The sequence below is a fragment of the Clostridium sp. X genome (genome assembly GCF_055755365.1).
Map to the genome: position 1 here is coordinate 3,019,970 of NZ_CM146912.1, position 13,367 is coordinate 3,033,336.

Here is a 13,367-nt window from a genome sequence, read left to right on the forward strand (position 1 = left end):
ATTAATTTATCCCCTAATCACATAAATTAAACAAGGAGGTTAATTATGTGTACATGTCCTATTTTAGATCAATGTCCATTTTTTAAAAATAAGCTAACTAATATGCCTCCAAACTCTGAAGTTCATAAGATTAAATATTGTATCAATGATAGTTTTAAATGTGCTCGATTACTAGCTGCAAGAATTTTAGGCACTAACTCAATTCCTCAAAATTTACTTCCCAATGAAATGCTTAAGATTGAAGAACTAATTAATACACAACAAATTAAAAAACAGCCTAGAAGATAAATTCTTCTAGGCTGTTAAAATTTCAACTCCATCATCTGTAACTAACACTGTGTGTTCCCATTGTGCCGTTAATTTTCCATCAGCAGTTATCGCCGTCCATCCATCTTCTAATACCTTACATCTAAAAGTTCCTAGATTTATCATAGGTTCAATAGTAAATGTCATCCCTGGAATAAGTACCATGCCTGAATTAGGTCTGGCAGCATGATCAACAAAAGGTTCTTCATGAAAATCAACTCCAATTCCATGTCCGCCAAATTCTCTAACTACTGAGTATCCATTTCCTTCTGCCAATTGTTGAATAGCGTGACCTATATCCCCTACAGTTGCAAAAGGCTTTACTTGAAGAATTCCAATATCTAAACACTCTTTTGCCATTTTCACTAATTTAGTAGCTTCTTCCGATGCTTCTCCTATTATAAACATTCTACTTGCATCTCCGTAATATCCATTTAAGATGCAGGTTACATCTACATTTACAATATCTCCATTTTTTAAAGTTCTTCCACTTGGAATCCCATGACAAACCACCTCATTAATGGACACACAGACACTCTTAGGATATCCCATATAATTTAACGGTGCAGGAATAGCTCCAAGTTCTATAGTATAGTTATGAACCCATGTGTTTATCTCTTCTGTAGTTATACCTTCTTTTATTCTTTCTGCCACCATATCTAAAACCTTTTTAGTTGTCTTACAACTCTTTCTAATTCCATCAATCTGTTCTGGTGTTTTTATAATTCCTCTTGGTGGTATTATAAAACCTTCATCTTCCATAGCACTTAACTTTTCATCTATATGAATATGACACGCTTTATACTTTTTACCACTTCCACACCAACACAAATCATTTCTAGATACCTTATCCATTCATTCACCTTCTAAACTAATTTTTATTCTATGTATTTAATTTTATCATACTTTACAGGTCAATATACAGTTATAATTTCACAATCAGAAAAAAATAAGAACTTAGAGTTTTTATACTCTAAGTTCTAAAGTTTTAAATCTTAAATTACTTTTTAAATATTCCTAAAGGTTTACCCATTGGTAAAAACGTTCTTCCTAAGTGTGGGTTTAAAACTGTAGCAGCAGATGCATAGAATGAACCTATAGCTATTCCTAATTCAAATACGCCTGCCATCAGGTGTGTAACCTCTGGAGCTACCCCAAAAGTGAATAATGCTAATGATAACAGTAATAAATCGATTATAATGAATAAAGTTAATAGAACCTTGTTAGCTTCTGCTGCTCCTATTGTCATAAATGCACTAAAAATAAAATACCCTACAAAAGCAAAACCTAATTGATGTGCATCTACACCCTTTGCTAACGTTTCCCCTAAAACACCATTTTGAATCATCCAGCTGAAACCTACAGATATCCAGAAAAATGCGAAAGCTCCGAATGCTGTTGCTCCAAATACATTACCTCGTTTGTAGTCTCCAATAGAACCAATTATTTGAGCTAGTCCACCTAAAAAAATTGCCCATGGGATTAAGAATGCAGTTCCATGTGTAATTCCAAGTTTTTGAGTTGATGCAACAAGTGTTATCATCGCTAGTCCAAATAATGATAATGATGACGGATCTGCAAATAAAACCTTTACTGTTTGTTCTTGATTTGTATTCATAGCAACCTCCAAAAATAATATTATAATATATCAAGAAATAATTAATACAATTATACAATATCAAAAAAAGTTATAGTTGTCAAACATTTTTGAATATTGTCACAGAGTTTTTTATAATTTATTAAGTGTTTTTGTAAATTAAAATACTTAAATGCAGTGTAAATTTTACACTAATATAATTTATTTTAAATAAAAAATAGCTTGATTTAGATTATCAGTCTAAATCAAGCTATTTTTTATCTATTTATTCTTCTATTATTTGTCCTTTATTTATTATTGCGTTTAATGCTACTCCAATTATTGAAGCTAAGCTAAGTCCTGTTATTTTTACACCTTCTGCTACAGGGATACCTATAACTACTCCTGTATACTTTTCGACATATGTCGTTCCAAGTCCAATTAATAATATAGTTGCAATAACTAGAATGTTTTTTACATCAAAATCTACTTTACCATTACTTAACGTCTTTACTCCTATCAATGATATCATACTAAATAACATTAAGCTTATTCCGCCCATAACTGGTACTGGTATACTACCTAAGAATCCGCCTATCTTAGCTATAAATCCTAGTGCTACCGCAAACACTGCTGCTAGTCTAAGAATTGCTGGGTTATAATTTTTAGTTATAGCTAGAACTCCAGTATTTTCACCATAAGTTGTATTAGCAGGAGCCCCTATTAGTCCTGCAAAAGCCGTTGCTAGTCCATCTCCAAGAAGCGTTCTATTTAAGCCTGGATCTTCAATAAAGTTTTTTCCAACAACTTCTCCATTAGTTGTAATATCTCCTACATGCTCCATAAATACCGCAAGAACAATCGGTGCAATCATTGCAATAGCACCTAAATTAAATTTAGGAAGTGTAAAGTGTGGCATTGCATACATTGGAGCTACCTCCATAAGTTTAGTGTCTACAATTCCATATTGTAATGATAATAAATATCCAACTATTACAGCTATAAGTATTGAAAGTTGTTTTAAGAAACCTTTGCCTTTTAAACTTAATATAACAGCTACACTTAATGTAACCCCTGCTATTATAACGTTTGCTTTTGCCATACCGAATGCTACTGGTACTAAGTTTAATCCTATTACTATTATCATTGGTCCTACTACTTGGTTAGGTAAATATTTTTTTATACTTTTAACTCCGATTTTCTTTATTACAAAAGATAAAGCCACATAGAGTAAACCTGCAACTACTATACCACCCTGTGCATAAGCAAGATCTCCACCAAACTTCTCTTTAACTGTCAATATTCCGCCTATGAATGCAAATGACGAACCTAAGAATACTGGAACCTTTCTTTTAGTGCATGCATGAAATATCAATGTTCCTACCCCTGCTGAAAACAATGCAACTGATGCATCAAAACCGGTAAGCATCGGAACTAATACCGTTGCTCCGAACATTGCTATTAAGTGCTGAAGTGCTAAAATAACCTTTTTTGCATTTTCTAACAAAGTAGGACTTTCTTTCACCTCTACATTTTGCTCAACTTTTTTCACTAATACGTTTTCTGACATAAAAAACCCTCCTTAAACTTTTGAATTATAAGGAGAAAATCGCTCTTCTCCTTTTTCCAGCCTCACTGGACTGAATTAAAAAGTAACTTCACACCAAATAATAAAAAAACTTCTCACCACGCTGGTAAGAAGTTATATTAACACCACAAAATTTCCCTTTGGTATTATAACTAATGATCTTACCAGCCTCACTGGACTGGATTAAAGATTCCTTATTATTCTTTTGAATAATTATAACATCTGTTTAAGTTAAATTCAATAGGTAAATTAATATTTTATTACTATTCTAAATAATCAATATTTGAAAAATATATCTACTTATAATTTATATACCTCTATTAACTAGGACTAAAATTGAAGGTATTGTTACTAAAGATAATAATGTGGTTACAAAAACAATTAAAGATGCATAACTGGATTCCTTATCATTATTCTCTGCATATATAGCACATACTGCTGCTACTGGCATAGCCTCTATAATTATAGCTACATTTATAAGCATAGAATTTGCTCCTATTAGTTTTAATAATAAATATGTTAAAGTTGGAGCAATTATAAGCCTCACTAATGAAACATAGTAAACACTTTTTTCCTTAAATATTTCTTTAAACTCTACTCCTGAAATCATATAACCTATTATCATCATTGATATAGGGGTAGTTACATCCCCTATTAATTTAATTGAATCAGATAGTACATTAGGAATTTTAATCGAAAACAGAAAAATGATTAATCCTATAAATACGCATATAATACCTGGATTTAGAAAGATCTTTTTAAAAAGATTCTTTTCATTTTTATTTGTAAATAAAGATATTCCATAAGTCCATACAAATATATAAAATGGTATATTAAATACTGATCCATAAAGAACCCCCAGACTTCCAAGAGCACTTTGTAATACTGGAAATCCCATGAAACCGCTATTTGAAAAGATAGTAGCAAATTTTAAAATATCACTCTTGTTTTTCTCAAATTTAATAAATAGTATTTTACTTATAAGAATAAGCAGTAAATGTATAACCATAGAGTAAATAAATACTTTTATCATATTTGATACCAATTCATCTGAATAACTGTATCTTATGAAAGATGATATTATCATCATAGGCAGAGTAATTTTTAATAATATATCTGTAAGTCCTTTATTACTAGTATTGTTAATAATGTTTTTCTTTCTTCCATAAATCCCCGAGCACATTATAATAAAAAGTATTAATACTTGATTAAAAACATTTAAAGTACTCAATATACAAAACTTACTCCTTTACATTCTAGAAGAATTCTTAAATCTGCTTTTAATTTATCATTTATCTCCTCACAATCTCTCACTAGCTTAAATCCTTCAATAATAACATTTTTACAAATAGTTTTATTTGGTATGTCTATACTCTGGATAAACTGCAAATACTTTATCACATTAATAGTAGTTAAATTGTTTTCTAATTGAATTGTATTTTTTATAATTTTCTGTATTGTCCGTTTCTCCTGCTCTTTGACTTTAATATCTTTCACTATATTTTTTACGACAACAGCAGGTACAGTTAATAGTCCTGCTATAGCAATAATTCCTGCGACTTTCTCATTTTTTTTGTATGTATATTTCACTATAACTACCCCCATATTTTTCATATATAATATTTGAACTTATTATTTAAAATATATGAGGATAATTTCTAAATATTCTTTTAACACCGTATATGACAAAAGGCATGTTTTTAATTAATCTATATATAAAAATAGACGTATTATTAACATGCCTTTCTATTATTTATTCAAATAACAAGCTACTATTTCACCATAATAAATTGTATGATAGTCATCATCTGGATATGAAGCTTTCTTAATGTCTTCGCTTAATAGGCTTATATCCATATCTTGTTTGTATACTACTCTACATTCATATACATAGCCACAGTTAGCTATAACAGGAACACTTACACTTTTACCTTCACTAACTTCTAACTTACATTTTTCAAACTTATCTACATTTTTACCTGATTGCGTTCCACAAAATGCTAATGTATCTTGAAAACTTTCATCTGCTGGTATACTTATAGTAAATTCTCCAGTATTCTCTAAAAAATCATGAGTATATCTTGATTTTCTAACTAGAGTAGTAAAAATAGGTCTATTCCATTCAAATCCTATATTTCCCCAGCTTATAGTCATAGTATTTATCTTTTCCTTATCTTTTACTGTTAAAAATGCTCCTTTCTTATGTAGGTTTTCCATAGCTTTGTCAAGATTTTCAGTAAACTTAACTGACATAAAAATTCCTCCTTAGATATAATTGTTTTATATGATTGTATCATATTTGCTATATATTTCTATCAATTTTCTACATAGGTAAAAGGTTAAATCAAAATAAAATATATAATTTAACCTTTCTTTAGCTAAGCACCTATTTTAACATCATTTAAATATTGTTTTAGCATCTCATTTAGAATTTTACTATTTTCACAATAATCATTAAAAGTATTTTCTATTGAAGTTACTTCCCCTAATTCTACTGCATTTACAAACTTCTCGAAAGCCTCCTTTGTTTTTTCCTTCTGTAATATTCTTGCTCTGATTTCTTTTTTGTGCTTTGATTCATAATCTTTTCTAAAACCCTTAATTTTATCTTCATACCTTTTTCTACTCTTCTCTAATTGACGTTCTCCTTCTCTCTTAGTAATCTTACCATTTCGAACTAATTCTCTTATAAATATTATTTCTTTTTTCATTTCTTCTTTTATTTTAAAATTATTGTCTTCTCTTTGTTTTTTTAGAGAAATACCTAGTTCAGTTTTTAGGCTATTTCTTTCTACATATAACTTTTCACCTTTTTGTGATATTCCTAGAACATAATTTTCAGCATTTTTAAATAGTGACTCATAATTTTCTTTTATGTATTCATTTTTTATAGATATTTCATTTAGCTTAATGTCTTCTTTTGCATAGGAGACATTGGCAATTAATATAGTAGAAGATAAAATCCCCAAAATTATACTCCATTTAAATTTCATTATGCATACCCCCTTTTTTTATTTAAATTTTCTAGGTTTAGTATGTGCATAAACTTTATAAATATATAGGAATTTTAATGGATTAGTTTTTTTTAATAGTCTAAATAGAATTTATTATATATGCATATACTTTATCCATGTGATAAAATATATATTGTAATATAAAATTTTGGATGAGGTGATTAATTATGTTTACTTTACCAGAACTTCCATATGCATATAATGCACTTGAGCCGTTCTACGATGAGGAAACCGTTAGACTACATCACGACAAACATCATCAAGGATATGTTGATGGACTTAACAATGCTGAAGCAAAGTTAAAAGAATGTAGAGAAACAGGAAATTTTGCTTTAATAAAGCATTGGGAAAGAGAACTTGCTTTTCATGGATCAGGTCATATACTTCATACCCTATTTTGGGAAAACATGATTCCTGGTGGTTCTCAATTAACAGGAGAATTAGCGGATAGAATAACTCAAGATTTTGGTGATGTTGAAGCAATGAAAAAACAATTTACCGCAGCTTCTACTGCTGTAGAAGGTTCTGGCTGGTGTGTTCTAGCTTGGGTTCCAAACCTTAATAAACTTGAAATACTTCAAGTTGAGAAACATCAAGATTTAGCTATTTTGGGATGTATACCTCTATTAATATTAGATGTTTGGGAACATGCTTACTATTTAAAATATCAAAATAGAAGAGCAGACTTTATATCTGCATTTTGGAATATTGTAAATTGGAATATAGCAAATCAAAGATTTGCAGAAGCACTAAAATTAAAATAAGTTCCTCAATATTATTTCACTTAAATTATTACTTACATAAAGGGTACGTATCCGTACTCTTTATTTTTATATAATTTATCAATTTTGACTACATATTTAATTTAGATATTGCAAATATTTAAGTTATAACCATTATTAATCTATATTAGCTTTTTATTGAAACATTTAGCACTTCATAGTATTCTATTAGTATTACTTAAAACAATTAAACAACTACATACAATATTCTTTATAAGGAGGATTAACTTTGGAAAAAATAGCCTTAATTACAGATAGTACGTCTGATTTAAGCAATGAGATCCTAGATACGTATAATATAAAGGTACTTAACTTAAAAATTATTTATAAAGATAAAGAATATATTGATAGAGTGGATATAACTCCTCAGCAAGTATATGATAATATGAAAGTAGAAGTTCCTCATACCTCTTTACCTTCTATTCAAGAAATGCACGATCTTTTTGATACTCTTGAGAAAGAAGGGTATACTCATGTTATTGGAGTATGTATTGGTTCTGCTTTATCTGGAACTTACAACGCATTAAAGCTTGTATCAAATGAACATACAAAAATAAATAGTACTATTTTCGACTCTAAATCACTAACTCTTGGCGCAGGGGCACTTATGATAGGTTGCGGCGAAATGCTAAAGCTGGGCAAGAGCTATTCTGAGATTGTTGAAGCTCTACCAAAGATGAGAGATAAAATTAGTGTATTCTATATAGTAGATACTCTTGAATACTTAGTTAAAGGTGGAAGAATAGGAAAGGTATCTGGGGTTCTAGGCACTCTTTTAAACCTTAAGCCTATAATCTCTATTGATTCTGATGGTGTATACTACACCCACTCAAAAGTTAGAGGAAAAAAACAAGCAAAAACTAAACTTTTGGAAATAGTCAACGATATTTTAGCCACTACCACTGCTAGAGTATGGGTACTACACGGTGGTGCTTATGAAGAAGGCATGAATTTTTATGAAGGATTAAAAAATAATCCAAATATAGTTTCTCTAGGGTTTGGAGATATAAGTCCCGTTGCTGGAGTTCATACTGGACCTGGTCTTATAGGTGTTGTTATTGCAAAAGAGCCATTTATTTAAATGGCTCTTTTACTTTAAATCCTTTATTCACATGACACAGTGTTTTTTAATATTCCTATTTTTTCAATAAAAGATATGACTTCATCTCCATTTTTTAAGAATTTCTGAGGTTTGAATCCACTTCCCACACCAGCTGGCGTGCCCGTAGCTATAATATCTCCTACTTTTAGAGTAATACCTTCTGATAACTCACTTATAATATGAGGTATGTCAAATATAAACTCACGAGTATTAGAATTTTGTCTAAGTTCACCATTTATATAACACTTAATATCTAGTTCTACTGGAAACTTAATCTCACTTTTATCTACAATACATGGTCCCATTGGGCAAGTTCCATCCAAACTTTTTCCTACCAGCCACTGAATATGTTTAGCTTGTATATCCCTTGCCGATATATCATTTAGAATTGTATATCCAAAAATATACTCTTCTACCTTATCCTTAGGTATGTTTTTCCCTTCTTTACCAATTATTACAGCTAACTCTGCTTCATAGTCTAATTTATTAGTTATATTAGCATTTAAAAGTATTTTCCCATTCTGTCCTACAGCCTCATCAACGAATTTACTAAAATATATTGGATATTCAGGAATCCCATTTTTAAACTCTATATTGCTGGGAACCTCATTTACATGCTCCCTATAATTTTTACCAATGCATATAACTCCTCTTTTTGGAAAAGGAATAGGTGCTTTAATTATTACTTTATCTATATCTATTTCTTCATAATTTCCTTCTATCTTTTCTAGTGAATATTTATATTCACTAGAAAAGCCTTCAATTAAATCCAACATAGTATTTGGTGCATTTGCTCCCAAAACATCTTTTAATCTAATTACTTTTTTTTCATCCTTAGTAAGTATTCCTAATTGTTCCTCTTTGTCTAATATATAGTTAAGGAATTTCATTTGTATACATCTCCATTTTTATCTGTTTATATCAACTTTATAATTCAAATTATTCCAAAGAAAGCTTACCTTCTTTTAACTCAACCTTTATGTGCGATCCATCAGCAAACTTCTTTTGTAAATATTGTTCTGCAATCTCATCTTCAATATACTTTTGAATAGCTCTTCTTAAAGGTCTTGCCCCATACTTTTCATCATATCCAACTTCTAATATATAGTCTTTTGCTTCTTTAGAAATATCTAAAGTTATTTTTTTTTCACTAACTTCATTTATAACTTCTTTTAACATTAAGTCCATAATGCTATAAAGTTCATCTCTTTTTAGAGCTTTAAACACAATAGTTTCATCAACTCTATTTAAAAATTCAGGTTTAAATATTTCTTTTAAAGCTCCCTTAACATGTTTCTCTAATGCACTATATCCTTCTTGTGCAAAACCAATTCCAGAAGACTTAAAATTAGTTCCTGCATTGGATGTCATTATAATTACTGTATTTTCAAAAGAAACAGTTCTTCCTTGACTATCTGTTAATCTTCCATCTTCAAGGATTTGAAGTAACATGTTAAATACATCTGGATGAGCTTTTTCTATTTCATCCATCAAAATAACAGAGTAAGGTTTTCTTCTTACTTTTTCAGTTAATTGACCCCCTTGATCATACCCAACATACCCCGGAGGAGCTCCAATAAGTTTAGAAACTGTATGTTTCTCCATATATTCAGACATATCCACTCGTATAAGTGAGTCCTCACTTCCAAATAGTTCTACTGCTAAAGCTTTTACAAGTTCTGTTTTACCAACTCCTGTAGGTCCAACAAAAATAAATGAAGATGGTTTCTTCTTCTTCTTAAAACCTAATCTATTACGTCTTATTGCTCTTGAAAGTGAAACAATAGCTTCATGCTGACCAATAATTCTTTTATGCAATTTGTTCTCTAGATTAATTAACTTCTGAGCCTCTTCCTCAGTAATCTTTTGCACCGGAATCTTAGTCCAAGCTTCAATAACATATGCAATATCTTCAATATCTAACTCTACGCTATTACTTTTACTTTCAATGTTTCTAATCTGCTCTTGTATCTTACATTCCTCTACCTTATATTGTGCAGCTCCCTCATAATCATTATTATCTGCTGCTTGTTTTATATTAAATTGTATTTCTTCTAGTTCTTCCTTTAAAGCTTTTAATTCTACTAAGCCTTGATTCTTCAAATTCGCTCTGGAACCAGCTTCATCAATAACATCTATAGCTTTATCTGGCAAAAATCTATCTGATATATATCTTTCTGATAATATTACAGCAGACTCTATAACTTCATCTGAAATTTTTACTTTATGATAATCTTCATAATAACTTTTAATACCTTTTAGAATTTCTACAGTCTCTTCGCTTGTAGGTTCTTCTACTAAAATTGGTTGAAATCTTCTCTCTAAAGCCGAATCCTTTTCAATATGCTTTCTATATTCCTCTAGTGTAGTTGCCCCTATTACTTGTATTTCTCCCTTTGCTAAAGCTGGCTTTAGAATGTTTGCTGCATTCATTGCTCCACCCTGAGCTTCTCCTGCACCAATAATGTTATGAATTTCATCAATCACTAAAATAATATTTCCATTATCCTTTGCCTCTTCTATAATGGATTTCATTCTACCTTCAAATTGACCTCTAAACTGTGTTCCTGCTACAATAGATGTGAGATCAAGCAGGTATACTTCTGCATCAAATAATTTAATTGAAACTTCTCTCTGTGCAATTCTAACTGCTAATCCCTCTGCAATAGCAGTCTTACCTACACCGGGTTCTCCAATTAATATAGGATTATTCTTATTTCTTCTATTAAGAATCTGAATAACTCTATCTATCTCTCTATGTCTTCCAACTACCTTATCAACTTCTCCATTTTTAGCTTTTCTAGTTAGATTTATCCCATATAAATCAAGGTGTTTTCTTTTCTTTTTAAATAGTCCACCCTTATTTTTAGTATCTTGTTTATCTTCTACATTTTTAGATGCTTTATTTTCCTCTTGAAAATTTTCAATATCCTCAATACTGTCCTCTTTCTCCTGTGGAAATATTCCACTGAAAAGATTAGAAAGTAAATTATTTTCTCCTAAGTCATCCATACTTATATCCTGGAACATTCCATTCATTTGTTCAGCTATATTCTCCATATTTTCTGGCGTTATGCCCATTTGTTTCATCAATTGCTCCATAAGAGGGTATCCCATTTTCTTTGCACATTCTAAACATATTCCTACCATTTCTGATTTTCCATTTTCAACTTTTGCTGTATATATGGTTGCTGTATTTTTATTGCATATAGAACATTTTTGCATATAGATCATCTCCGTATTCATATAGTAAATGCAATTAATATAGTTAAAGTATATCATACTTTAACTATACTTTTTTATCAATTATATTAATAGAAACAATTTGTTAAAAAATAATGAACTATTACTTTCTTGCTTTTTTCCTACATTATATAACACCATTTCACTTAATCTCTAATAAACTATAATAGGATTACTATTTGGAGTGTGATTTTATGAATGAATCTTCTTTCTATAGAAAATTAATAATGGGCGTTACTTCTAGAATTCCATTATTAGACGGAAACTATAGTCAAGCTATAAATTTCGATAATGCAGCAACAACACCCCCTTTTACCACAGTAATTCAAGAAGTTATAAAATTTCTTTCACTATATTCTTCTGTCCACCGAGGCTTTGGCTATAAATCTCAATTATCTACTAAATTATATGAGGATAGTAGAAATATAATTTTAAAGTTTATTAATGCAGACCCTAAAGATCATACTGTTATCTTTGTAAAAAACACTACTGAAGCCATAAACAAACTTTCTAATATGCTCTATAATAAATATAAAGACGATGTTATCTTATCAACAGATATGGAGCATCATTCCAATGATTTACCCTGGAGGAAATATAATATAGATTATATTTCAGTTGATGAATGTGGAAGATTATCTTTAGAGGATCTAAAACATAAATTAAAGAAATATAACGGAAGGGTTAAACTAGTTACTATTACAGGCGCCTCTAATATTACTGGGTATAGAAATCCTATACACGAAGTTGCTAGACTTGCTCATAGATATGGTGCCAAAATTCTAGTAGATGGAGCTCAATTGGTTCCTCATGCAAAGATAGATATAAAACCCTCCTCCTCAAAGGATCATATTGACTATCTAGTATTCTCAGGCCATAAAATGTACTCTCCTTTTGGAATTGGAGTATTAGTAGGCTCTAGAGTAGATTTTGAAAATTTACCACCAGACTATACTGGAGGAGGTACTGTTGATATAGTAACTCATGACTATATTAAATGGAGTGAATCTCCTCAAAAAGATGAAGCAGGTTCACCTAATGTTGTTGGTGTAATAGCTTTAGCTACAGCTATAGAAACTTTAAATTCCTTGGGCATGGATAATGTAGAACGTCATGAAAATGAACTAACTCAGTATGCTCTTAAAGCTTTGAGTCAAGTCCCTGATTTAAAGATATATTGTGATGGAATGAATTCTCATCAACGTATAGGCACTATAGCCTTTAATATAAGTGAAATGAATCACGAATTAATAGCAAAAATCCTATCTTATGAAGCTGGGATTGCTGTTAGAAATGGATGTTTCTGTGCTCAGCCCTATGTACAAAAGTTGCTAAGAATGACAAAAGAAGAAATAGAAGAAAGAGTAAAAGAAGGCAGTCATGAACCTGGTATGGTTAGAGTAAGCTTTGGAATATATAATACTCGTAGAGAAGTTGATATCTTGGTAGATACCCTAAAAAAAATAGTATCAAATAAGGAATTATATAAAGATAAATATAACTCCTTACCTAATGACTTATATTTTCAAACATCTAATTAATATAAATACTTCTGTTTTATTAAATATTTTAAACTAATTTGCTCTAACTGAAAAAAGATAGTCACTTAAACTTCTACTCTAAGGGACTATCTTTTCTATTTATAGGTAACTTCTTAAATTGTGACACTTCACGGCTGAACCAGATATCGTTCTAAAGTAGAAAAGAGAGTGAGCTTCCTTATAACTCTGATGTACAATGAGGACATCTTGTCCCA

General features: G+C 30.2%; 13 protein-coding genes. 4 read left to right on the plus strand and 9 right to left on the minus strand.

Going from position 1 to position 13,367, the window contains the following annotated elements:
• Nucleotides 1-45 precede the first annotated feature (45 nt).
• Nucleotides 46-288 carry a hypothetical protein gene (locus tag ACX0KU_RS15180; protein ID WP_472990819.1) on the plus strand — a complete coding sequence of 81 codons (243 nt, stop codon included), beginning with the start codon at nucleotides 46-48 and terminating at the stop codon, nucleotides 286-288.
• A gap of 6 nt (nucleotides 289-294) precedes the next feature.
• Here ACX0KU_RS15180 and ACX0KU_RS15185 read toward each other — a convergent pair whose 3' ends face one another.
• The 7 genes from ACX0KU_RS15185 to ACX0KU_RS15215 all read right to left on the minus strand — a co-directional run bounded on the left by ACX0KU_RS15185 (nucleotide 295) and on the right by ACX0KU_RS15215 (nucleotide 6,463).
• Nucleotides 295-1,161 carry a methionyl aminopeptidase gene (locus tag ACX0KU_RS15185; protein WP_472990820.1) on the minus strand — a complete coding sequence of 289 codons (867 nt, stop codon included), beginning with the start codon at nucleotides 1,159-1,161 and terminating at the stop codon, nucleotides 295-297.
• A 145-nt stretch (nucleotides 1,162-1,306) separates the two neighbouring features.
• On the minus strand, nucleotides 1,307-1,924 hold the full coding sequence (locus tag ACX0KU_RS15190; protein ID WP_472990821.1) for an acetate uptake transporter: 618 nt from the start codon (nucleotides 1,922-1,924) through the stop codon (nucleotides 1,307-1,309).
• Nucleotides 1,925-2,168: 244 nt separating this feature from the next.
• Entirely contained in the window at nucleotides 2,169-3,452 is a 1,284-nt protein-coding gene (locus ACX0KU_RS15195; RefSeq protein ID WP_472990822.1) for a uracil-xanthine permease family protein, read from the minus strand.
• Nucleotides 3,453-3,777: 325 nt separating this feature from the next.
• Nucleotides 3,778-4,701 carry an AEC family transporter gene (locus ACX0KU_RS15200; protein WP_472990823.1) on the minus strand — a complete coding sequence of 308 codons (924 nt, stop codon included), beginning with the start codon at nucleotides 4,699-4,701 and terminating at the stop codon, nucleotides 3,778-3,780.
• Nucleotides 4,698-5,060: a transcription factor gene (locus tag ACX0KU_RS15205; protein ID WP_472990824.1), complete on the minus strand. Its 363-nt coding sequence runs from the start codon at nucleotides 5,058-5,060 to the stop codon at nucleotides 4,698-4,700. The genes ACX0KU_RS15200 and ACX0KU_RS15205 overlap by 4 nt, the downstream gene beginning before the upstream one ends.
• A gap of 159 nt (nucleotides 5,061-5,219) precedes the next feature.
• Nucleotides 5,220-5,723 carry a flavin reductase family protein gene (locus ACX0KU_RS15210; protein ID WP_472990825.1) on the minus strand — a complete coding sequence of 168 codons (504 nt, stop codon included), beginning with the start codon at nucleotides 5,721-5,723 and terminating at the stop codon, nucleotides 5,220-5,222.
• A gap of 125 nt (nucleotides 5,724-5,848) precedes the next feature.
• Nucleotides 5,849-6,463 carry a hypothetical protein gene (locus ACX0KU_RS15215; protein WP_472990826.1) on the minus strand — a complete coding sequence of 205 codons (615 nt, stop codon included), beginning with the start codon at nucleotides 6,461-6,463 and terminating at the stop codon, nucleotides 5,849-5,851.
• Nucleotides 6,464-6,648: 185 nt separating this feature from the next.
• Between ACX0KU_RS15215 and ACX0KU_RS15220 the strand changes: the two genes are divergently transcribed.
• Both ACX0KU_RS15220 and ACX0KU_RS15225 read left to right on the plus strand, forming a co-directional pair.
• Nucleotides 6,649-7,248, plus strand: a complete 600-nt coding sequence (locus ACX0KU_RS15220) for a superoxide dismutase (RefSeq protein WP_472992474.1) — start codon at nucleotides 6,649-6,651, stop codon at nucleotides 7,246-7,248.
• Between the two features lie 247 nt (nucleotides 7,249-7,495).
• Nucleotides 7,496-8,347, plus strand: a complete 852-nt coding sequence (locus ACX0KU_RS15225; RefSeq protein ID WP_472990827.1) for a DegV family protein — start codon at nucleotides 7,496-7,498, stop codon at nucleotides 8,345-8,347.
• Between the two features lie 23 nt (nucleotides 8,348-8,370).
• Here the strand turns inward: ACX0KU_RS15225 and ACX0KU_RS15230 are convergent, their stop codons facing one another.
• Nucleotides 8,371-9,258, minus strand: coding sequence for a fumarylacetoacetate hydrolase family protein (locus ACX0KU_RS15230; protein ID WP_472990828.1), 888 nt, complete (start codon nucleotides 9,256-9,258; stop codon nucleotides 8,371-8,373).
• A 49-nt stretch (nucleotides 9,259-9,307) separates the two neighbouring features.
• Nucleotides 9,308-11,593, minus strand: a complete 2,286-nt coding sequence (locus tag ACX0KU_RS15235; RefSeq protein WP_472990829.1) for an ATP-dependent Clp protease ATP-binding subunit — start codon at nucleotides 11,591-11,593, stop codon at nucleotides 9,308-9,310.
• Between the two features lie 212 nt (nucleotides 11,594-11,805).
• Between ACX0KU_RS15235 and ACX0KU_RS15240 the strand changes: the two genes are divergently transcribed.
• Nucleotides 11,806-13,152, plus strand: a complete 1,347-nt coding sequence (locus ACX0KU_RS15240) for an aminotransferase class V-fold PLP-dependent enzyme (protein ID WP_472990830.1) — start codon at nucleotides 11,806-11,808, stop codon at nucleotides 13,150-13,152.
• Nucleotides 13,153-13,367 lie beyond the last annotated feature (215 nt).

What these genes read in the sequence shown, in the direction of transcription:
- ACX0KU_RS15180 (WP_472990819.1), top strand. Translation starts at nt 46, where the DNA reads ATGTGTACATGTCCTATTTTAGATCAATGTCCATTTTTTAAAAATAAG.
- ACX0KU_RS15185 (WP_472990820.1), bottom strand. Translation starts at nt 1,161, where the DNA reads ATGGATAAGGTATCTAGAAATGATTTGTGTTGGTGTGGAAGTGGTAAA.
- ACX0KU_RS15190 (WP_472990821.1), bottom strand. Translation starts at nt 1,924, where the DNA reads ATGAATACAAATCAAGAACAAACAGTAAAGGTTTTATTTGCAGATCCG.
- ACX0KU_RS15195 (WP_472990822.1), bottom strand. Translation starts at nt 3,452, where the DNA reads ATGTCAGAAAACGTATTAGTGAAAAAAGTTGAGCAAAATGTAGAGGTG.
- ACX0KU_RS15210 (WP_472990825.1), bottom strand. Translation starts at nt 5,723, where the DNA reads ATGTCAGTTAAGTTTACTGAAAATCTTGACAAAGCTATGGAAAACCTA.
- ACX0KU_RS15215 (WP_472990826.1), bottom strand. Translation starts at nt 6,463, where the DNA reads ATGAAATTTAAATGGAGTATAATTTTGGGGATTTTATCTTCTACTATA.
- ACX0KU_RS15230 (WP_472990828.1), bottom strand. Translation starts at nt 9,258, where the DNA reads ATGAAATTCCTTAACTATATATTAGACAAAGAGGAACAATTAGGAATA.
- ACX0KU_RS15235 (WP_472990829.1), bottom strand. Translation starts at nt 11,593, where the DNA reads ATGCAAAAATGTTCTATATGCAATAAAAATACAGCAACCATATATACA.
- ACX0KU_RS15240 (WP_472990830.1), top strand. Translation starts at nt 11,806, where the DNA reads ATGAATGAATCTTCTTTCTATAGAAAATTAATAATGGGCGTTACTTCT.